The 21285-nt window shown below is 64.1% G+C and carries 18 protein-coding genes; 13 read left to right on the forward strand and 5 right to left on the reverse strand.

Annotated features, from left to right (window positions below; translation table 11 throughout):
• Nucleotides 1-18: 18 nt before the first annotated feature.
• Entirely contained in the window at nucleotides 19-1497 is a 1479-nt protein-coding gene (gene betB, locus ACTHN9_RS14115) for a betaine-aldehyde dehydrogenase (protein ID WP_440537382.1), read from the reverse strand.
• 256 nt (nucleotides 1498-1753) lie between these two features.
• Between betB and fdhA the strand changes: the two genes are divergently transcribed.
• On the forward strand, nucleotides 1754-2950 hold the full coding sequence (fdhA, locus tag ACTHN9_RS14120) for a formaldehyde dehydrogenase, glutathione-independent (RefSeq protein WP_440537383.1): 1197 nt from the start codon (nucleotides 1754-1756) through the stop codon (nucleotides 2948-2950).
• Nucleotides 2951-3224: 274 nt separating this feature from the next.
• Here the strand turns inward: fdhA and pdxR are convergent, their stop codons facing one another.
• On the reverse strand, nucleotides 3225-4682 hold the full coding sequence (gene pdxR, locus ACTHN9_RS14125; RefSeq protein WP_440537384.1) for a MocR-like pyridoxine biosynthesis transcription factor PdxR: 1458 nt from the start codon (nucleotides 4680-4682) through the stop codon (nucleotides 3225-3227).
• A 95-nt stretch (nucleotides 4683-4777) separates the two neighbouring features.
• On the opposite strand from pdxR, the gene ACTHN9_RS14130 reads away from it, so the two are divergent.
• Nucleotides 4778-5257, forward strand: coding sequence for a cupin domain-containing protein (locus ACTHN9_RS14130; protein WP_440537385.1), 480 nt, complete (start codon nucleotides 4778-4780; stop codon nucleotides 5255-5257).
• 63 nt (nucleotides 5258-5320) lie between these two features.
• Here the strand turns inward: ACTHN9_RS14130 and ACTHN9_RS14135 are convergent, their stop codons facing one another.
• Nucleotides 5321-5953 (reverse strand): glutathione S-transferase C-terminal domain-containing protein, encoded by a 633-nt coding sequence (locus tag ACTHN9_RS14135; protein WP_440537386.1) that lies wholly within the window; start codon nucleotides 5951-5953, stop codon nucleotides 5321-5323.
• Nucleotides 5954-6028: 75 nt separating this feature from the next.
• Between ACTHN9_RS14135 and ACTHN9_RS14140 the strand changes: the two genes are divergently transcribed.
• Nucleotides 6029-6688: a TetR/AcrR family transcriptional regulator gene (locus tag ACTHN9_RS14140; RefSeq protein WP_440537387.1), complete on the forward strand. Its 660-nt coding sequence runs from the start codon at nucleotides 6029-6031 to the stop codon at nucleotides 6686-6688.
• A 10-nt stretch (nucleotides 6689-6698) separates the two neighbouring features.
• Here the strand turns inward: ACTHN9_RS14140 and ACTHN9_RS14145 are convergent, their stop codons facing one another.
• Nucleotides 6699-7142 (reverse strand): GlcG/HbpS family heme-binding protein, encoded by a 444-nt coding sequence (locus ACTHN9_RS14145; protein ID WP_440537388.1) that lies wholly within the window; start codon nucleotides 7140-7142, stop codon nucleotides 6699-6701.
• Nucleotides 7143-7271: 129 nt separating this feature from the next.
• Between ACTHN9_RS14145 and ACTHN9_RS14150 the strand changes: the two genes are divergently transcribed.
• Nucleotides 7272-8156: a LysR family transcriptional regulator gene (locus ACTHN9_RS14150; RefSeq protein ID WP_440537389.1), complete on the forward strand. Its 885-nt coding sequence runs from the start codon at nucleotides 7272-7274 to the stop codon at nucleotides 8154-8156.
• Nucleotides 8157-8293: 137 nt separating this feature from the next.
• On the opposite strand, the gene ACTHN9_RS14155 is transcribed toward ACTHN9_RS14150, so the two are convergent.
• Nucleotides 8294-9313: a GlxA family transcriptional regulator gene (locus tag ACTHN9_RS14155; RefSeq protein WP_440537390.1), complete on the reverse strand. Its 1020-nt coding sequence runs from the start codon at nucleotides 9311-9313 to the stop codon at nucleotides 8294-8296.
• A gap of 445 nt (nucleotides 9314-9758) precedes the next feature.
• On the opposite strand from ACTHN9_RS14155, the gene ACTHN9_RS14160 reads away from it, so the two are divergent.
• From ACTHN9_RS14160 to ACTHN9_RS14200, 9 genes are all read left to right on the forward strand, one after another.
• Nucleotides 9759-11033 (forward strand): serine hydroxymethyltransferase, encoded by a 1275-nt coding sequence (locus ACTHN9_RS14160; RefSeq protein WP_440537391.1) that lies wholly within the window; start codon nucleotides 9759-9761, stop codon nucleotides 11031-11033.
• Nucleotides 11034-11105: 72 nt separating this feature from the next.
• Nucleotides 11106-12077, forward strand: a complete 972-nt coding sequence (locus tag ACTHN9_RS14165; protein ID WP_440537392.1) for a dipeptidase — start codon at nucleotides 11106-11108, stop codon at nucleotides 12075-12077.
• A gap of 39 nt (nucleotides 12078-12116) precedes the next feature.
• Nucleotides 12117-12650 (forward strand): DUF5943 domain-containing protein, encoded by a 534-nt coding sequence (locus ACTHN9_RS14170; RefSeq protein WP_440537393.1) that lies wholly within the window; start codon nucleotides 12117-12119, stop codon nucleotides 12648-12650.
• A 69-nt stretch (nucleotides 12651-12719) separates the two neighbouring features.
• Nucleotides 12720-14783: an oxidoreductase gene (locus tag ACTHN9_RS14175; RefSeq protein WP_440537394.1), complete on the forward strand. Its 2064-nt coding sequence runs from the start codon at nucleotides 12720-12722 to the stop codon at nucleotides 14781-14783.
• 2 nt (nucleotides 14784-14785) lie between these two features.
• Complete coding sequence (locus ACTHN9_RS14180) at nucleotides 14786-16711, forward strand: (Fe-S)-binding protein (protein ID WP_440537395.1); 1926 nt, start codon at nucleotides 14786-14788, stop codon at nucleotides 16709-16711.
• Between the two features lie 6 nt (nucleotides 16712-16717).
• Entirely contained in the window at nucleotides 16718-17902 is a 1185-nt protein-coding gene (locus ACTHN9_RS14185) for an electron transfer flavoprotein subunit alpha/FixB family protein (RefSeq protein WP_440537396.1), read from the forward strand.
• Nucleotides 17899-18684, forward strand: a complete 786-nt coding sequence (locus ACTHN9_RS14190; RefSeq protein ID WP_440537397.1) for an electron transfer flavoprotein subunit beta/FixA family protein — start codon at nucleotides 17899-17901, stop codon at nucleotides 18682-18684. Before ACTHN9_RS14185 ends, ACTHN9_RS14190 begins: the two co-directional genes overlap by 4 nt.
• 122 nt (nucleotides 18685-18806) lie before the next feature.
• Nucleotides 18807-20048: an aromatic ring-hydroxylating oxygenase subunit alpha gene (locus ACTHN9_RS14195; RefSeq protein WP_440537398.1), complete on the forward strand. Its 1242-nt coding sequence runs from the start codon at nucleotides 18807-18809 to the stop codon at nucleotides 20046-20048.
• Between the two features lie 19 nt (nucleotides 20049-20067).
• Nucleotides 20068-21219: an FAD-binding oxidoreductase gene (locus tag ACTHN9_RS14200; protein WP_440537399.1), complete on the forward strand. Its 1152-nt coding sequence runs from the start codon at nucleotides 20068-20070 to the stop codon at nucleotides 21217-21219.
• Nucleotides 21220-21285 lie beyond the last annotated feature (66 nt).

The raw sequence follows: 21285 nt of genomic DNA on the forward strand, positions 1-21285 counted from the left end.
AACGCTCTCCTTCGTCCTTCAGAACACGGGCCGGTAGGGGCCGAGTTCGACCTGAACCGATTTGATCTGCGTGTAATGCTCGAGCGTGGCAATGCCGTTTTCACGGCCGACGCCCGATTGCTTGTATCCGCCCACAGGCATTTCCGCCGGCGATTCGCCCCAGGTATTGATCCAGCAAATGCCTGCCTCCAACCGATGGATCGTGCGATGCGCGCGGGAGAGATTCTCCGTGACGACGCCCGCGGCCAATCCGTAGTGGGTTGCATTGGCCCTGGCGATGACTTCGTCCTCGTCGTCGAACGCGAGCAGACTCATCACCGGCCCAAAAATTTCCTCGCGAACGATCCGCATGTCGTCGCGACAATCGGCGAACACCGTGGGCGCCACATATTGGCCGAGCGCGAAGGCGCCATCGGCGATGCGCGTACCGCCCGCGACGAGCCGCGCCCCTTCGCGCTTGCCGCTTTCGATGTAGCCGAGCACCTTATCGAGTTGGGCCGCGCTGGCCAGAGGGCCGAAGTTCGTGTTCGGATCGGACGGCGGGCCCACGCGAATCCGTGCCACGCGCAAGGCGACGAGCGCCTCGAAGCGCTGCATGACGGAGCGATGGACGAAGACTCGCGTGCCGTTCGTGCAGACTTGGCCCGCGCTGAAGAAGTTGGCGGTGACGGCGATGTCGGCCGCGCGTTCGAGATCGGCATCGTCGAATACGATCAGCGGCGACTTGCCGCCCAGCTCCATCGTCACTTCCTTGAGCGACGAGGCGCCCGCCATCGACATGACTTTCTTGCCTGTCTCCACGCCACCGGTGAACGAGACCTTGGCGACCCCGGGATGCTCCGCGAGCATGGCGCCTACCAAGCCGTTTCCTTGAACGACGTTGAATACGCCCGGCGGGACGCCGGCTTCGGTGTAGATCTCCGCCAGTTTCAGCGCGGAGAGCGGTGTGATTTCGCTCGGCTTGAAGATCATCGCGTTGCCGGCTGCGAGCGCGGGCGCCGATTTCCAGCATGCGATCTGAATCGGGTAGTTCCACGCGCCGATCCCCACGCACACGCCCAACGGCTCGCGGCGCGTATAGACGAACGAATCGTCGCGCAGGGGGATTTGCCGCCCTTCGATCGTCGGGGCGAGGCCCGCGTAATATTCGATGACGTCCGCACCCGTCACGATGTCCACCGCGCGCGTTTCGGCAATCGGCTTGCCGGTGTCGCGCATTTCGAGTTCGGCCAATTCGTCGTTGCGTGCGCGCAGCAATTCGACGGCACGGCGCAAGATGCGCGAGCGCGTCATCGCTGTGCACGCCGCCCACTCGCGCTGCCCCTCGCGAGCCGACGCCACGGCGCGCTCGACATCGTCGCGGCTCGCCTGTCCAAGCGTCGCTAAACACTCGCCCGTCGCGGGATCGAAGCTGGCGAAGGTTTCGCCCGAGGTCGCCTCGACGTAGGTTCCCCCGATGTAAAGACGCTGCGGACCGTAGACGCAGGACTGGCTCATCGGCACTCTCCAGGAAGCTTGTCAGTCAATCGAAGGCTCCAACGATAGGCGTTTTGCGCCCGCCCATCAATCGATTAGGGGGGGATCGCCCCTGTCGTGTCGGGTTCTAGCAAGCGCGTGTCGCGTTTTGTACGATCGCGGCAGCCCGTTGCGGACTACGCTGCAAGCGGCGGCGGAAGGAGTGCGCGTGTCGCGTCGCGCGTTCCCCGCAACAGGGATCGCCACTCGGCGATCGAGACGAAAGGAGACGCATACGATGAGCAGCAACCGAGGTGTCGTGTATCAAGGCACGGGCAAGGTGGGGGTGGAGTCGATCGACTATCCGAAGATGGTCGATCCGAGCGGCCGCTCGATCCAGCACGGCGTGATTCTGAAAGTCGTCAGCACGAATATTTGCGGCTCCGATCAGCACATGGTGCGCGGCCGCACGACGGCACCCGAAGGGCTCGTGCTGGGCCATGAAATCACGGGCGAAGTGATCGAAATCGGCCGCGACGTCGAAACGCTCAATATCGGCGATCTCGTATCCGTGCCGTTCAATGTCGCATGCGGCCGGTGTCCGATGTGCAAGGAACAACATACGGGCGTGTGCCTGAATGTCAACGGCTCGCGTGCAGGCGGCGCGTACGGCTACGTCGATATGGGCGGATGGATCGGCGGGCAAGCGGAATACGTGCTCGTGCCTTACGCCGATTTCAATTTGCTGAAGTTTCCGGACCGCGATCAGGCGCTCGCGAAGATCCGCGATCTGACCTGTTTGTCGGACATTTTGCCGACGGGCTATCACGGCGCGGTCACCGCGGGCGTGAAGCCGGGCGCAACCGTCTACATCGCGGGCGCAGGCCCCGTCGGGATGGCGGCCGCGGCCTCGGCGCGCTTGCTCGGTGCGGCCGTGACGATCGTCGGCGACATGAACGAGGAGCGCCTCGCCCATGCGAAGGCGATGGGCTTCGAGACGGTCAACTTGTCGCTCGATGCGTCGCTCGGCGAGCAGATCGCGCAGATTCTCGGTAAGCCGGAGATCGATTGCGCCGTCGATTGCGTGGGCTTCGAAGCGCACGGGCACGGCAATGCCCACACTCAAGAGGCGCCCGCTACGGTGTTGAACTCGTTGATGGAAATTACTCGGCCGGCCGGTGCGATCGGTATCCCGGGGCTTTATGTGACCGACGATCCGGGTTCGTCCGATGCGGCTGCGCGGCGCGGCAGTCTCAGCCTGCGGTTGGGCCTAGGCTGGGCCAAGTCGCATTCGTTCCATACGGGTCAAACGCCGGTGATGAAGTACAACCGCAACTTGATGCAGGCCATCTTGTGGGACCGCTTGCCGATCGCCAAGATCGTGAACGTGACCGTCATTTCGCTCGATCAGGCGCCAGAAGGGTATCGCGCGTTCGACGGCGGCGCCCCGCGCAAGTTCGTCATCGATCCGCACGGTATGCTCAAGGCCGCTTAACGGCAGCGGGGGGCAGTCCGTCTAACGATGGATGTTCCCCGAATAGCGGGCCCGCCGCGAAACGTCTCGCGTTCGCGACGGGCGATCGAGCAGCCAAACGCTGGCCAGGTTGACTAGCAAACCGAGCACGGCGATCGGAATCGCTTGGTTGAAGCGAATCGGCACCGGAGAGAGGAATCCGAGCGAGTGTTGGGCATTCGGATGGCCGACCGCGTGTCTAGGCGCGTGGCGTCGTTGGCTGGAGCGACGTCGTACGCGCGAAGCGGACCGCCGGTTAAGTCCGATTCATCGCACGCGCCAACTGTTCGATCGAGGCATCGATCTCGGCTTCATCGATACATCCGAATCCGAAGGCAATACCGGTTGCTGCCGCCGTTTCCGGTTCGATCAGGAAGTCGCTTAGCGGTTGCGCGCCGGGCGCGTAGCGTTCGACGAGCGAGGCGATACGTTTCGCTTGGCGGCGATCGCGATATCGCACCGATAAATGGATTCCGGCGCTCGGCGCGCTCGCCGCCAGCCATTCGCTCAGATCGCGTTCGATCGCCGTCAACAGCGTGTCGCGGCGCCGTTCATAGCGCTTTCGCATCCGGCGGGTGTATCGCGCAAGATGGCCGTCCAGGATGAAGCGAGCGAGCGCCTCCTGCACGGCGACGTTACCCCCGTTGTCGGCGCTTTGTTTCGCGGCTGCCAGCGCGCCCGCGAGCCACGGCGGCGCCACCACGTAACCGAGCCTCAGTGCCGGAAACAAGCTTTTCGAAAACGTGCCGACGTAGATGACTTTCGCTTCGCGATCGAGCATTTGCAACGCGTCGAGCGGCTGGGTCCCGTACCGGAACTCGCCGTCGTAGTCGTCTTCGATCACCACGGCGCCGTGTCGTTGCGCGAAATCGAGCAAGGCTCGCCGACGCGCTAGCGACATCGCCACGCCCGTCGGAAATTGATGCGAAGGGGTCACGCAGACGATCCGCACGTCGGTGGGTAACTGTTCGACGATGAGCCCTTCGTCATCTACCGCAATCGGCACCAGTTGCGCACCGGCCGACGCCATGGCGGCACGCAGCGGCGGATAGCCTGGGTTCTCGATGGCGACTTTCGTGTGTCCTCGCGCAACGAGCACGCGCGCGAGCAAGTCGAACGCCTGCTGCGCGCCCGATGTCACGATCACGTCTTGCTCGCCGCAGACGACGGCACGCGCGTAGGACACGTGCTGGGCAATCGCCGCGCGCAGCAACGGCTGCCCCTCGGCGGGCGGATAGCCGAAGGCGTCGGGAAGCGAGGTGTTGCTCGCGCGCAGCAGCAGCCTGCGCCACACATCCGAAGGAAACCAGCGGTGATCGGGCACGCCCAACGCGAAGCCGCGCGTGGCCGAGGGCCGTGCAGGCACCGTGCTCGGTGCGGCCTTGCGTACGGGAACCATTGGCGGCGGGCTCGAAAGCCGCGGCGTACGTTTGCGTCCGCCCGCGCTCCCTGGCCCGCCTAAATCGGCGACTTCGGCCGCCGCACCAGGCCGCGTCACGATGAAACCCTCCGCCATCAACAAATCGTAGGCGGCGATGACGCTGTTGCGCGCGATGCCATACGCCTGCGCGACGCGCCTTGTCGACGGCAGTCGTGCCCCGGCGGCCAATCGTCGCTCGATGATGGCCGCGCGCAATTGCTGATGGAGCCGTTGCACGCGGCGCTCGGGGCCGCGCTTGCCGAGATCGATCGGGAACGCGAAAACTGGTTCCATAAATTGGCATAGCACTGGCTCAAAATAGGCGCCAGTGTAACGCTAAAGTTCGGTTCGAACGGCCCCATCGTCGCCGTGTACCGGAGCCACCAGCCATGAGTCAAGTCGAGTCGCAGTTGCCCACATCGCCGATCCCCTATCTTCCGGCGCGCATCGCCCGTGCGCAGGACATGCCTTGGATTCCCGAGTCGCCCGTCAAATGGTGGAAGCCCTTGCGATTCTTCTCCGACGGTAGCGGCTTCGTCGAGTTGATGCGGATGAGTCCGGGCGCGATCATGCCGTTGCATCGGCACACCGGCGCGATCCATGCGTTCAACCTCGAAGGCGAGCGCGTGTTGTGCACAGGCGAGCGCATCGGCCCTGGACAGTACGTCTACGAGCCGCCGAGCAATACCGATTGGTGGAAGGTGGTGGGCGACGTACCGTTGGTGGTCATGGTTGTCGTCCATGGGGAAGTCGAATTCATCGGTGCCGACGGGAGTGTGCGCAATCGAGTGGGCGCCTCGACTCAACTCGCCGCCTATCGCGAATATTGCGAAGCGAACGGCTTACCGGTGCTCGATTTGATCGACTAGCGGAGAACGGCCTGCGGCGCGCAGACGATTCGCGCCGCGGCATCCGATTGCCTATGCGCCTGCTTAGGCGCGCGCACGTGCCTGCTCGGCGCGGTAAAGCGCGAATTCCTCCTCGAATGCCCTCGCTGCGGCCGGGCGCGCCGATACCCGCTTCAGCAAACCGAGGACGGCCGGCCATGGCGAAAGATCGGTATCGCAATAGCGCGCCCAATTGAGCACGACGGCCAAGTAAATATCGGCGACGCTGAAGTGCTCGAGCAGCCACTCGCGTGGAGACAAATGCTGTTGCAGCGCTTGCATGCGCAGCGCAACGTGCTCGCGTGCATACCGCTTCACTTCGTCGCCGGCGTTTCGGTCCAGTAGCGGCACGAAGGTACCTTTGTGCAGTTCGGTGCCGATGAATCCCAGCCACTGGTGCAGGCGCGCACGCTCGAGCCCGTCGACGGGCGCAAGTTTGGCGGCGGGAAATCGATCTGCGACATAGGGCAAGATCGCGCCGTTTTCGTAAAGCAGCGCGCCCTCGTCGGTGCGTAACACCGGCACTTGCCCGAGCGGATTGATGCCGAAAAAGTCGCTGCCGTCCGACAACCGCTTGTTCTGGGTGTCCACCTGCACGTACCGCGCGTCGTAGCCGGCTTCGTAGAACGCGATGCGCGTGGCCAGCGAGCAGGCCATCGGCGAAAAGTACAGTTCCATCTATTCGTCCCCTCGTTGATTGGTTTTTGTACTATAGTGAACAAAAATTCGAGCGGTCAAGCATTTTTATTCGACATGGTACAAAAAAAGACGGAAAGCGAACGGGCCGAGCCCAAGCGCGGACGCGGACGTCCGCGTGCCTACGATGCGGCGGATGCGCTCGCGCGGGCGCGCGATACGTTCTGGCAAGGCGGCTACAGCGCGACGACGCTCGACGATTTGAGTGCGGCGATGGGGATGAATCGGCCGAGCTTGTATGGCGCGTTCGGCGATAAGCATGCGCTGTATCTGGCGACGCTCGAGCGTTACATCGAAGTCAGTCGAGCCGCGATGGATGACGCGTTAAGCGGGCCGCTGCCGCTTGCGCAGGCACTGCTGCGCATCTATGAGCTTGCGTTGGCGCTCTACTATCGGCCTGGCGGGCCGGCCACGGGCTGCTTCTTGACGGGCACCGCGGTGGTCGAGGCGCTGAGCGACGAAGCGGTCCGGCAAATCCTCGCGGATGGGCTGCGGGTTTTCGATCGTTCGTTCGAGGCCAGGCTCGTTCGCGCGCAGCGCAGCGGCGAACTGGCCGCCGACGCCGATCCCGCATCGCTGGCGCGCATCGCGTCGGCCATCTTGCATTCCTTAGCCATCCGTTCGCGCGCGGGCGACGCGCGCTCGTCGCTACGCGCGACAGCCGAGGCGGGGGTCGCATTGATCTGCGGCCACCGAGCCGCCGCGGCTAAGCCATGAGCGGGCAGGGCTAGAACGCCCGGACCGCTGCGGCGCCGGCTTCGGCCACCAGCGCGTCTTCGTGGGACTGCATGCCCGAGACGCCGATCGCGCCGATCACCTTGCCGTCTGCGATGAGGGGCAGCCCGCCGTCGAGCGGCGTGAGGTTCGTCATGCCGAGCAGGCGCAGATGCAATCCGCCTTGAGCGAGCGCATCCTCGAAGCGTTTGGTGGGCCGCCGGAAACGCACGGCGGTTTCGGCCTTTTGACGCGCAACTTCAATGCTGCCGAGTTGCGCCTGATCGAGCCGATGCTGCAAGACGAGGTGGCCGGCGCTATCGACGATGGCGATGACCATGGGCCAGTCGTATCGCTGCGCCTCGTCCTGCGCGGCCTGCGCGACGCGTTGCGCTTGTTCGAAGGTAATGGGGGCGCCGTAGCGCGGTGCGGTGGGAGCGGCTGCGTTGTCGTTCATGCGGTTCTCGCGAAAGAGTCGAAATCGGCGGCTTGCCGTGGATAGAATGTACCGTCGGTGCCGGGCGCCGAGTAGCCGTCCGAGCCGGTAGGCATTCTTCCGGTTAGCGAGAGAATCTTGGAATCTTGGATGAAGATCAATGAAGACTACGAGGTGCTGTTAGCCGTTGCCGATCACGGCAGCCTGACGGCGGCGGCGGCGAGCTTGGGGCGATCGCTGCAATCGGTCAGCCGAGCGCTGGCGTCGATGGAGCGGCACCTGAACGTGACGCTGTTCAACAGAACGACGCGGCGTGTCTACCCGACGGCTGCCTGTGTGGCATTCGTCGACCGTATTCGTCCGGCGGTGCGCGAGATCGCCGCGGCCAGGGAAACGCTTGCCGATCAAGGGCAGCAATTGCGCGGCGCGATACGCTTGGCTGCGCCCACTGCGTTCGGCACGCGATACGCGGTGCCGGCCGTGGCGGAATTCTTGCGCTTGCATCGTGGCGTGAGCGTGGAACTCGTGCTGTCGGAGCGGCATGTCGACTTAGCCGGGGATGCGATCGACCTGTCGCTTCGGCTTGGTACGCTCGCGCCGTCGGACCTGAAAGCGAAGCGCGTCGGTACGCTGCGGCGGGTCGTTTTCGGCGCGCCGAGTTACTTTGCTGCGCACGGCTATCCCCGTGCGCCGTCCGATCTCGCGAGCCACGAATGCCTGCTGCGCAAGAGTGCGCAGGAAGAGCTCTGGTCGTTCGGCCCCGACGGGGAGGCGGTGACCGTCGGGGGGCGGTTTCGCTCGAGCCATGCCGAGGCTTGCAACATGGCGGCAGTGGCGGGGCTCGGCATCGCGCGCGCACCGCTGTGGCAAGTGCGGGAGGATGTCGACGCGGGCAGCGTCGAAGTCGTATTGACCGAATTCGAGCCGGAGCCCGCGCCGATTCACCTCGTATGGACGAGCGGCCGCACACTGCCGAAGCGCGTCCGTGCCCTCGTCGATTTTCTCGCGGCCCGACTCGGCGACGAGCTGGGTTGAAAGGGGGGCGGCTCGGCTATCTCGTCGTACCCGATGGGCTCGTGCGACGGTTCGCGAACGCCGTTCACGCGTCGATTGCGCAATGCGCGGCTGCTTGCGGGACTGTGAAGCGATCGTGAAGCGGCGAACCGGTCGGATCAAATGTGCAACGCGGGGGCCGAGGGAACGGTGGACGCGGAGCGTGCGAGCGGCGCGACCTGCTTGCGGCGTTCGCGGGTCGGCGCGGTGCCGAATGCGTCGCGATAACTCTTGCTGAAGTGGCACGCCGACTGAAAACCGCACGCCATCGTGATGTGCATGATGGACATATCCGTTTGCAGCAGCAGCTCGCGCGCGCGGCGCAACCGCAACGTGAGGTAGTAATGCGTGGGCGTCATGCCGAGGTGTTCGCGGAATAGCCGCTGGAGCTGTCTTTGCGACATATTCGCGAGCCGGGCAAGCTCCTCGCGCGAGAGCGGCTCTTCGATATTGTTCTCCATCAACGCAATCACTTCGAACAGCGATTTGTTCGCCGAGCCAAGGCGGGCGACGAGCGGCATGCGCTGCTGCGCGCTCGTATCGCGAACATGCTCGACGATGAATTGCTCGGCGATTTGCGTCACGCGCGGTGTACCGATTCGCGGTGCGATCAGATGCAGCATCATGTCGAGCGGTGCGACGCCGCCCGTGCAGGTGATGCGGTCGCGATCGACCACGAACAGCTCTTTCAAGAAGCGCGTGCCGGGGAACTCTTCCTTGAGCGCCGACATGTTCTCCCAGTGGATGGCGCAGGCGTAACCGTCGAGCAAGCCCGCGCGCGCGAGCGCATAGGTGCCCGTGCAGAGACTGCCGAGCGCGACGCCGGAGCGCGCGAAGCGGCGCAATTCCGACAGATGCGCATGGGTGGTGCAATGCTGCACGTCCACGCCGCCGCATACGAACATGACGTCGGGCATTTGCTCGAGCGACGAGACGGGAGCGGTTTCGACGGCCAAGCCGTTGCTGGCCATGACGGCGCCGCCGTCGGGGCTCACGACCGACCAACGGTACAGCGTCTGGCCGCTCAGATAGTTCGCCATCCTAAGCACTTCGACTGCGTTCGAAAACGCGATCATCGTGAAGTTCGGCAACATCATGAACGCGAAGTTCGATAGCGATGCAGTCCGGTCGGGCGACATGGGATGTTCCTTCGAATCCGATCTAGTGCGGGGCCGGCTTTTCGCCGAGCCCGGCCTGTTCATTGTGGATTCCAGGGCAACAAGCATGCCATACGGCTTAACCCTATAGCGGGCGGGGATGGTAATTTGTATTGCACTGCACTCGTGCGGGTACGCCCATTCGTTGAGCTTTTCAGCGTCATTTAGGTGCTCGTATGGTGCGGTGCAATATGTGCTTGCGGACGGCGGTGCCGGGGCTGTCTGCCGCCCGAGCAGGTCGCGCGCGGTCGCATCGCCGCCGTTCATCCGACTTGTCCAAAACGGACGCGCGTGTCGGAAAAGGTAAAGAACGCGTCTGAATTCGTCAATCCGCAAAAAGGGCGAACGACAAGAATAGAGCCGTCGCCTACGAACGCCGGCGGCGCAAAGGCAAAGCACTGCGCCGCGCCCTTACTACGGATACGCCATGTCGAATACAGAGCCGTTTTTCACGCAGACGCTTGCCGATCGCGACGCCCCCGTGCGCGCCGCGGTGCTTCGAGAACTCGAGCGGCAGCAGTCGCAGGTGGAATTGATCGCATCGGAAAACATCGTCTCGCGCGCCGTGCTCGAGGCGCAGGGTTCGGTGCTGACCAATAAGTATGCGGAAGGCTACCCGGGCAAGCGGTATTACGGCGGATGCGAGTTCGTCGACGAAGTCGAAGCACTCGCCATCGAACGCGTGAAGCGGCTCTTCGGCGCACAATTCGCCAACGTCCAACCGCATTCGGGCGCGCAGGCCAACGGTTCGGTCATGCTCGCCCTCGCCAAGCCCGGCGATACGGTGCTCGGGATGTCGCTCGATGCGGGCGGGCACCTGACGCACGGCGCGAAGCCGGCCCTGTCGGGTAAGTGGTTCAACGCCGTCCAATACGGCGTGAACCGCGAGACGATGCTCATCGATTACGACCGGATCGAAGCGCTCGCGCAAGAGCATCGCCCGAGCCTCATCATCGCCGGCTTCTCGGCCTATCCGCGCGCCCTCGATTTCGCGCGCTTCCGTGCCATCGCCGATAGCGTCGGCGCGAAGCTGATGGTGGACATGGCGCACATCGCCGGGATTATCGCCGCGGGCCGTCACGCCAACCCGATCGAACACGCGCATGTCGTCACCTCCACCACGCACAAGACGCTGCGCGGTCCGCGCGGCGGCTTTGTGCTGACGAATGACGAAGAGATCGCGAAGAAGATCAACTCGGCCGTGTTCCCCGGCCTTCAAGGCGGCCCGCTCATGCACGTGATCGCGGGCAAGGCGGTGGCGTTCGGCGAAGCCCTGGAAGACGGCTTCAAGCGCTATATCGATCGCGTGCTCGCCAACGCTCAGGCACTCGGCACCGTGCTGCGCGAGGGCGGCGTCGATCTCGTGACGGGCGGCACCGACAATCATCTGTTGCTCGTGGATCTGCGCCCGAAGGGCCTGAAGGGCACGCAGGTGGAAACGGCGCTCGAACGGGCCGGCATCACCTGCAACAAGAACGGCATCCCGTTCGACACGGAAAAGCCGACGGTCACGTCGGGGATCCGGTTGGGTACGCCGGCGGGGACGACCCGCGGTTTCGGCGTCGAACAATTCGAGCAGATCGGCCGCCTGATCCTCGAGGTGTTCGATGCGTTGACGCGTCATCCCGAAGGCGATGCGCAAACCGAGCAGCGTGTGCGCCGCGAGATCTTCGCGCTGTGCGAACGCTTTCCGATTTACTGATCGGACCGCCCGATTCGCGTGGCCGCCCCTTGAACCGTCATTCATTCGACCAGCCCTAGTCCGGAGCACTCGATGTCCACACTTCACAACGACAGCATCATCATCGACGGTCTGAACATTTCCAAGTTCGAGCGCTCGGTGTTCGAAGACATGCGCAAGGGCGGCATCACGGCCGCCAATTGCACCGTCTCCGTGTGGGAAAGCTTTCCGAAGACCGTCGACAACATCGCGTCGATGAAGCAGCAAATCCGCGAGCATGACGAAATCCTCACGCTCGTGCGTACCACCGACGACATCTTTCGCGCCAAGCGCGAGAACAAGACGGGCGTGATCCTCGGTTTTCAAAACGCGCATGCGTTCGAAGACAACCTCGGCTATATCGAGGCCTTCCACGACATGGGCGTGCGGGTCGTGCAGCTTTGCTACAACACGCAAAACCTGGTCGGCACTGGATGCTACGAGCGCGACGGCGGGCTGTCCGACTTCGGCCGGGAAGTGATTTCGGAAATGAACCGGGTCGGCATCATGGTCGATCTGTCGCACGTCGGCGGCAATACATCGTCGGAGGCGATCGCGTTTTCGAAGAAGCCGGTGTGCTATTCGCATTGCCTGCCGTCGGGGCTCAAGGAACACCCGCGCAACAAGAGCGATGCGCAGCTCAAGGAGATCGCCGATGCCGGCGGCTTCGTCGGCGTCACCATGTTCGCGCCGTTCCTGAAGCGCGGGATCGACGCCACCGTCGAAGACTACATCGAGGCGATCGATTACGTCGTCAATCTGATCGGCGAGGACACGGTTGGGATCGGTACGGATTTCACGCAAGGCTACAGCGTCGACTTTTTCGATTGGCTCACGCACGACAAGGGGCGCTACCGTCGTTTGACGAATTTCGGGAAGGTCGTCAACCCCGAAGGGATTCGCACGATCGGCGAGTTTCCGAATTTGACCGCTGCGATGGAACGCGCGGGATGGAGCGAGACCCGCATTCGCAAGATCATGGGCGAGAACTGGGTGCGCGTATTCCGCGACGTCTGGGGCGCGTGAGCGCCGCACCGTATTTGATTTCGAACGAGGAACCCTTCGATGCAACCGCAACTTCCGATCGACGTCGATCCCGCCACCGGCGTATGGACCACCGACGCACTGGCGATGCTCTATGTGCCGCGCCATTTCTTTACGAACAACCACGTCGCCGTCGAGGAAGCGCTCGGGCGCGAAGCCTACGCCGAGATTCTGTATCGCGCCGGCTACAAATCGGCCTATCACTGGTGCGATAAGGAGGCGAAACAGCACGGGCTCGTCGGCATGGCGGTGTTCGAGCATTACTTGAAGCGCTTGTCGCAGCGCGGCTGGGGGCTGTTCGCGATCGCCGAGGCCGATCCCGCGCGTGCGCAGGCGCGCATCGAACTGCGCCACTCCTCGTTCGTGCTCGCTCAGCCCGACAAGCACGGCAAGCTTTGCTACATGTTCGCGGGCTGGTTCGCGGGCGCGATGGATTGGGTCAACGATACCGATACGAGCGGCCGCGCCGGCCCTCGCTCGCAATCGAAGGAAACGCAATGCGCGGGCGAAGGCCATGCGCACTGCGTGTTCGAAGTCTCGCCGCTCGTCACCTGACGCGCGGCGCGAGGCACACGGCAATACCGCTATACGGTTCGTCAAAGAATACGCTCGAGGTCGATCGACATGCGCTACCCCCATCTGTTTAAACCGATGACGCTGAACAAGCTCACGCTGCGTAACCGCATCGTCAGCACGGCGCATGCGGAAGTCTATGCGGAGCCGGGCGGATTGCCCGGTGACCGTTATATCCGCTACTACGAGGAAAAAGCGAAGGGCGGCGTTGGCTTGGCGGTGTGCGGCGGATCGAGCCCGGTATCGATCGATAGCCCCCAAGGCTGGTGGAAATCGGTGAATTTGTCGACCGATCGCGTGATCGATCCGCTGAGCCGGCTGGCCGAAGCGATGCATCGCCACGGCGCGAAGATCATGATTCAGGCGACGCACATGGGTCGCCGTTCGGCCTTTCACGGCGAGCATTGGCCGCATCTGATGACGCCCTCGGGCGTGCGCGAACCGGTTCACCGCGGGAATGCGAAGATCATCGAAGTCGAGGAGATCCGCCGCATCATCGGCGATTTCGCTGCCGCGGCCAAACGCGTTCAGCAAGCGGGCATGGACGGCATCGAAATCTCGGCCGCTCACCAGCATCTGATCGACCAGTTCTGGAGCCCGCGCACCAATTTCCGGACCGACGAATGGGGCGGCTCGCTGGCCAATCGTCTGCGTTTCGGCGTCGAAGTGTTGACGGCGGTGCGCGAAGCCGTGGGTCCCGATTTCGTGGTCGGACTGCGGATGTGCGGCGACGAGTTCCACGAGGACGGGCTCGATCACGAGCAGTTGAAGGAGATCGCGCAGGCGATGTCGGAGACAGGGCTCATCGACTACCTCGGCGTGATCGGCTCTGGTGCCGATACGCACAACACGCTGGCCAACTGCATGCCGCCGATGGCGCTGCCGCCGGAGCCGTTCGTCCATTTGGCGGCCGGCATCAAGTCGGTCGTGAAGCTTCCCGTCATGCATGCGCAGAGCATCCGCGATGCGGGGCAGGCCGAGCGCTTGCTGGCCTCGGGAATGATCGATCTCGTCGGCATGACGCGTGCCCAGATCGCCGATCCGCACATGGTCATCAAGATCCGCGACGGGCGCGAGGACGAAATCAAGCAATGCGTTGGGGCGAACTACTGTATCGATCGTCAATACAACGGCCTGGACGTGCTGTGCGTGCAGAACGCGGCCACCTCGCGCGAAGCGACGATGCCGCACGTGATCGAAAAATCGCGCGGGCCGAAACGCAAGGTGGTGGTGGTCGGTGCGGGGCCCGCGGGGCTCGAGGCGGCGCGCGTCGCGCGATCGCGCGGTCACGACGTCGTCCTGTTCGAAAAGAACACGGAAGTCGGCGGCCAGATCCTCCTCGCTTCGAAGGCGCCGCAACGCGAGCAGATGGCGGGCATCGTGCGCTGGTTCGATATGGAAACCAAGCGGCTGGGCGTCGATCGGCGTCTCGGCGTGCAAGCCGATGCGAAAACGATCATGGCCGAGAAGCCGGACATCATCGTGCTGGCGACGGGCGGGCGCGCCTTCTCGGATCAGGTGCCCGGATGGGGCGTCGCCGAAGGGCTGGCCGTCAGCTCGTGGGACATTCTCTCCGGCCGGGTCGAGCCGAAGCGCAACGTGCTCGTCTATGACGGCGTCAGTACGCACGCCGGCGCGGGCGTGGCCGATTTCATCTCGAGCCGCGGCTCGAACGTCGAGATCGTGACGCCCGACGTCAAAGTGGCCGACGATTGCGGCGGAACGACGTTCCCGATTTTCTATCGGCGCCTGTATGCGCAAGGTGTCGTCCACACGCCGAATTACTGGCTAGACCGCGTGTACGAGGAAGACGGCAAGACGATTGCCGTGCTGCGCAACGAATACACGGAGGAGCAGGAAGAGCGCGCCGTCGATCAAGTCGTGATCGAAAACGGGAGTACGCCTAACGATTCGCTGTATTGGTCGCTCAAACCGGAATCGGTCAATCGCGGACAAATCGACGTGCACAAACTGTTCGCGGCCGAGCCGCAGCCGTGCTTGTCGGAAGAGTTGGGCAACGGCAGATTCCTTCTGTTCCGCGTCGGGGATTGCATTTCGATGCACAACATCCACGGCGCGATCTACGACTCGTTGCGGCTTTGCAAGGACTTCTAATCATGAGCCCGGCATTTCTCATCACGGTGCTGCTGTGGCTGTCGGTTGCGGGGCTGGCGTTCGCCGTGCTCAAGCGCGCCGCGTATTGGCGATTGGGGCGCGCCACGGCGCCGGGCGCATTCGGCATCGGCCACCTGTTCGCCATCCCTAAGCGCTATTTCGTCGACCTGCACCACGTCGTCGCGCGCGACCCCTATATCGCCAAGACGCACGTTGCGACCGCGGGCGGGGCCATCGCCGCGCTCGCACTCGTCTTCGTCAACTACGGCCTTGCACTCTACTCGCCGTGGCTCGACAAGCTGATCTTTCTCGCGGCGCTCGCGATGCTGATCGGCGCCGTCTTCGTCTGGCGGCGTCGCCACGCGAAGAACGTGCCAGCACGGCTCTCGCGTGGTCCTTGGAATGCCCTGCCGTGGTTGTTGGGGTCGTTTGCGCTGGGCCTGGTGCTATTCACGCTCGTGCCGGCCGCGGCCATGTCGCGCGCGTTTGCCGTGATCTGCGCGGTGCTGATCGGCATCGGCGCGTTCGCGATGACGATGGGGGCGGCGAAGGGCGGGCCGATGAAGCACGCCATCGCCGGGCTGCTGCATCTGGCGTTCCACCCGCGGCAGGAACGCTTTGCCGCCACGCGCGACGCTTACACGGGCAGCGGCGACGGCGTTCCTCCCACCGCGCTCAAGGTGCCGGACCTCGCGCAAGCCGACTACGGCGTCGCGAAGCCGGTCGAGTTCCGCTGGAACCAGTTGCTGAGCTTCGATGCCTGCGTGCAATGCGGCAAATGCGAAGCGGCGTGTCCCGCCTTCGCGGCCGGGCAGCCGCTCAATCCGAAGAAGCTGATCCAGGATCTCGTCGTCGGCATGGTGGGCGGCACCGATGCGGCCTATGCGGGGAGCCCGACGCCGGGCATCGTCGTCGGGCGGCACGGCGGCGGCCCGAACGGACCGATCGTTTCGGGATTGATCGAGTCGGACACGATCTGGTCGTGCACGACGTGCCGTGCCTGCGTTCAGGAGTGTCCGATGTTGATCGAGCATGTCGATGCGATTGTCGACATGCGGCGCAATCGAACGCTGACGGAAGGCGACCTGCCGGGCAAGGCGCCCGAAGTGCTCGCCAACCTGCGCGAAACCGGTAGTGCGGGCGGCTACGACATCGGGGCTCGCTACGACTGGGCCGTCGATTTGAACGCTCGCGTGGCGCAGCCGGGCGTCCCGGTCGATGTGCTGCTCGTCGCGGGAGAGGGCGCGTTCGACATGCGCTACCAACGCACGCTGCGGGCGCTCGTCAAGGTGTTGAATCGAGCGGGCGTGGACTTCGCCGTACTCGGCGGCGAGGAAGCCGACACGGGAGACGTCGCTCGCCGCCTCGGCGACGAAGCGACCTTCCAACGCATGGCGAAGCGCATGATCGCGACGCTCGGTGCATTGAGCTTCAAGCGGATCGTGACGGCGGATCCTCACGTCATGCATAGCTTGCGCAACGAATATCGTGCGTTCGGCGCGCGTTACGAGGTTCAGCATCACACGAGCCTCGTCGCCGAACTCGTCGACAGCGGCCGGCTTTCGCCGAAGGCTTCGGCCGCGTTGGCCGACAAACGCATCACCTATCACGATCCGTGCTACCTCGGCCGGTATAACGGCGAAACCGAGGCGCCGCGGCGCGTGCTGAAATCGATCGGCATCAAGGTGGTGGAGATGGAGCGCCATGGTATGCGCGGACGGTGCTGCGGGGGCGGCGGCGGGGCGCCGCTGACCGATATCCCCGGCAAAGCACGGATTCCCGACATTCGCATGGGCGACGCGCGTGCCATCGGCGCGGACGTGGTCGCGGTCGGATGCCCGAACTGCACGGCCATGCTCGAAGGGGTGGTCGGGCCTCGGCCGGAGGTGCTGGATGTTGCCGAACTCGTCGCCGCCGCGCTGGAGTGATAAGCCATGAACACCGTCAAACGAATCGATCCGCGCCGGCCGTTCGTCATCGCCGCATCGGGCCTGCGACGCATCACGCTCGGCGAAGCGCGCACGGCCGATGCAAGCGACGCGCTGAGCATCGGAGCGCCGCGGGCGGCGCATGCCCCGGCGCCTAAACCGAAGCGCGTGTGCGAGGCGGGCAAGCGCCGCTTGCTGGTTGTGGCCCATAGCGACCGTGGGGCGCTCGACGAGCACGCGCGGCAAGCAGTGGCCGCCGCCGCGATCGTCGCCGACACGCAAACGGAAGTCGTGTTGCTGGTATTGGGCGAATTGACCGACGATGCGGCCGCGCTCGGCGCCGACAAGGTCGTCGAATGGCCGGCCCTTGCCAGGCCCGCATTCGCCCCCGATCGAGCGGTTGCGGCAATCGGCGATTGCGTCGCGGCCTTTGCGCCCGCGCACATCTTGATGCCCGACAACGCGACCGGCGATGGAGACTTGGGCCGCCGCTATGCCGCGCAAGCGAAGGCGAGCATCGCCACGCACGTCGTCGAAATCGACGCGCAGCACGTCGGTTGCTACGCGAATGGGGGCCGCTCGTTCGCCACCCGCACGTGGCCCGACGTGATCTTGCTCGATCCCGAGGCCGTCTCCGCGAAGCTGCCGTTCGTCGGCGCTGGCGAGCGTCTCGCGCCGCCCGCCAGCGGTACGGTAACCGAATTCGCGCAATCGGGCCGCTATGCCGACCGCGGCACGAATCAACTCGACGCGGCGCAGGTTGCGCTCGAGGAGGCCGACTTCATTATCTCGGCCGGCAACGGCGTGACCGACATCGCCGGCTTCGAGACCTTGGCCCGGGCGTTGGGGGCCGCGGTCGGCGCCAGCCGCGTCGCCGTCGACAACGGTCACTTCACGCGCGACAAGCAAGTGGGCGCGACCGGAAAAACCGTCAACGCCAGCGTCTATATCGCGTTCGGGATCTCGGGTGCCGTGCAGCATTTGCAGGGCATCAAAGACTGCCGGCACGTGATTGCGGTCAATCTGGATGCGGCGGCGCCGATTGCCAAGCGCGCGAACTTGACGCTGATCGCCGACGCGCAGGCGACGATGGCCGCGTTGACGCAGGCCGTCGAGCAAGCGAAGCAAGTGCGCGCCGCACCGATCGTCGCGGGCGCGGGAACCAACCTTCGTGAGGGCGTGGCAGCATGAAAGCACAAGTAAAGCTGGATCGAATCGCCGTACTCGTGTCGGTCGGGCGCCATCGCGTGAGCGGCGTCTCGTGCTACAGCCGCAACGACGCCTCGGCGCTCGAAATCGCGCGGGCGCTCGCACGGGCGCACGGCGCGCAACTCGAGGTGCTGCACGCGGGCGACCCCGCGAATCTCGCCCTGACGGATTACTTGGCGCTCGGTGCGCCGCGGGTCGACGTCTTGGCATGCGGCGATGGCGACGATGCGGCGGCGCTGCTCGCCGAACGTCTGCGCGGCATACCGCTCGTGCTGACGGGCACGCGCGCCGAGGGCGCGTACGACACCGGCATGCTGCCGTACCGGCTGGCCGATGCGCTCGGCTACACGCTGGTCGATTCCGCGCTGGATCTGACGCTGGAAGGCGACCGGCTCGCGGTGACGCAGTTCTTGCCGAAGGGATTTCGCCGCAGCGTCGATGCGGCTTTGCCGACGGTGGTGGCCATCCATCCGCAAGCGGCCGCCATCCCGCGCTATGCCTATGCGCGCGCGTGCGCCGGCACCGTCGAACCGCACCGGGTCGAATCGGCTCGCGAGCCCAGCGCCGATGCATGGCAAATCGCGGCCGTGGAGCGTAAGCCGATCAAGCTCGCAGCCGCCGAGAAGCGCTCCGGGCATGCCCGGATGCTGACGGCGACGACCACCGAAAGCCGTGGCGGAAACGTCGTAATTGAAGGGACTTCAGTCGAAAAAGCACAAGCCATCCTAGGGTATTTGCGCGAGCATCGACTCATCGATTACTGAATGGCAAGCGTTGCAGCCGCCCCCGGCGGGCGATGCGAGCAATAAGCACTCGACTCGTATAGCACCTAAGCACGTCAAGCACGTAAAAGTACCTGAAAGTACGCTAAGCATTCGGAGCAGACATGACCGTATCCGCAGACATTCGCGCGCTCATCGAACGGCGCAAAGAGGGCTACAGCCTGGAGGCGCCGTTTTACCACAGCGAGGACATCTTCGCGCTCGATATGGAAGCGATTTTCCGCAAGCACTGGATTCACGTTGCGGTCGAGCCCGATATTCCCGAACCGGGCGATTACGTCACCGTCGAGCTGGCGGGCGAATCGGTTTTGATCGTCCGCGACGACGACATGTCGGTTCGCGCATTCCACAACGTATGCCGCCACCGGGGCGCTCGGCTGTGCAACGAAGCGCGCGGCACCGTCGGTAATATCGTCTGTCCCTATCACAGCTGGACCTACAACCTGAGCGGCGCGTTGATGTTCGCCGAACATATGGGCGAAAAGTTCGATCGCTGCAAGCACAGCCTGAAGAGCGTGCACGTCGAAAGCCTGGGGGGATTGATTTTCATCTGCCTGGCCGAGGAGCCGCCGGTCGACTTTGCGACGATGCGCGCGGCGATGGAGCCGTATGTCCTGCCGCACGATCTGCCCAGCTGCAAGATCGCGGCGCAGGTGGACATCATCGAAGAAGGCAATTGGAAGCTGACGATGGAGAACAATCGCGAGTGCTATCACTGCGTCGCGAACCATCCCGAGCTGACGATTTCGCTCTACGAATACGGCTTCGGCTATCAGCCGTCGCCTGCCAATGCCGAAGGGATGGCCGCTTTCGAACGCACGTGCGTCGAACGCGCGGCGCAATGGGAGGCGCTGAGCCTGCCGTCGGTCGAAATCGACCGGCTGAGCGACGTCACGGGCTTCCGAACCCAGCGCCTGCCGCTCGATCGCGACGGCGAATCGCAGACGCTCGACGCAAAGGTGGCGTCGAAGAAGCTGCTTGGCGAATTCCAACGTGCCGATCTCGGCGGGCTCTCGTTTTGGACCCAACCGAATTCGTGGCATCACTTCATGAGCGATCACATCGTGACGTTCTCGGTGATCCCGCTCTCCGCCGGCAAGACGCTCGTCCGCACGAAATGGCTTGTGCACAAAGATGCCGTGGAAGGCGTCGATTACGACGTGGAAAACTTGACGGCCGTGTGGAACGCCACGAATGCGCAAGATCGCGCGCTCGTCGAATTCTCGCAGCGCGGCTCGGGCAGCAGCGCCTACGAACCGGGGCCGTATTCGCCCTTTACGGAAGGGCTCGTGGAGAAGTTCTGCGATTGGTACATTCGGCGTCTGGGCGCGCACGTCCAAGCCTAGCCGATAGACGAGGCACAACATGATGCGAGACGCGCAAACATTCGAGCCGCAAGACGCACGCCTTACGCGACCCGCATTCTGGCGGGCGCTGGGCGCGCCGTGGACGAGCGACGTCGAGGAAACGCTGGTTTGCTGCCAGGTTCGGCAGGAAACGCACGACGTGAAGAGCTTCTTCTTCATGTCGAAGGAAGGGCGGACGTTCTCGTTCGAGCCAGGGCAATTCATTACGCTCGAACTCGAGATCGACGGCGAGACGATCAATCGCTGCTATACGATCTCGTCGGCGCCGACTCGGCCCCATACGATCTCGATTACGGTCAAGCGCGTGCCGGGAGGCAAGGTATCGAATTGGCTGCACGACACGCTGCGTGCGGGCGATTCGGTGCGCGTGCTCGGGCCGGCAGGCGAATTCACGTGTGCGCGGCATGCGGCCGGAAAGTATCTATTTTTATCCGCGGGCTCGGGCATTACGCCGCTGATGTCGATGAGCCGGTCGCACCACGAATTGGGCGAGGACCGCGACATCGTTTTCGTGCATAGCGCCCGCACGCCCGACGACATCATCTTCGCGCGCGAACTCGATCTCATTGCGTCGAATCAGCAGCACTTTCGCACCTCGTTCGTTTGCGAGCGGCAAGGCAGCCGGACGAATTGGCCGGGGATCACCGGCTTTCTGACGCTGCCGCTGCTGCGATTGATCGCGCCGGATTTCATGGAACGCGAGATCTTTACTTGCGGTCCTGCACCGTATATGAAAGCAGTACGGGCGATGCTCGACGAAGCGGGTTTCGATCGAACGCATTATCACGAGGAGAGCTTCTCGTTCGATGCGCTGCCGGCGGCCGAGCAAGCCGCGGCTTCGGAGGGCGCCGCCGCGCCGGTACAAGATGCGCCGGCGCAGGGCGAGACGAAGTTCTCGGTCACCTTTACGAAGATGCGTCGCGATATCGAATGCGGCGGGCACGAGCATGTGCTCGATGCGGCCAAACGTGCGGGCGTCCGTCTGCCGTCGTCATGCACGCAGGGCATGTGCGGTACATGTAAGGTCAAGCTGGTTTCGGGGCAGGTTCAGATGAGCCACAATGGCGGCATCCGTCAGCGCGAAATCGATCAAGGGATGGTGTTGCTTTGCTGCAGCAAGCCGCTCAGCGATCTAGTGGTTGAAAAATAACGGTGGACGCTCGTCGTTCGTGGACAAGCGCATGTCGGAAAGCGCACTCCAAGACGATTTTTGGCT

Source organism: Trinickia sp., assembly GCF_051953405.1.
In the GTDB taxonomy this organism is placed as follows: domain Bacteria; phylum Pseudomonadota; class Gammaproteobacteria; order Burkholderiales; family Burkholderiaceae; genus Trinickia.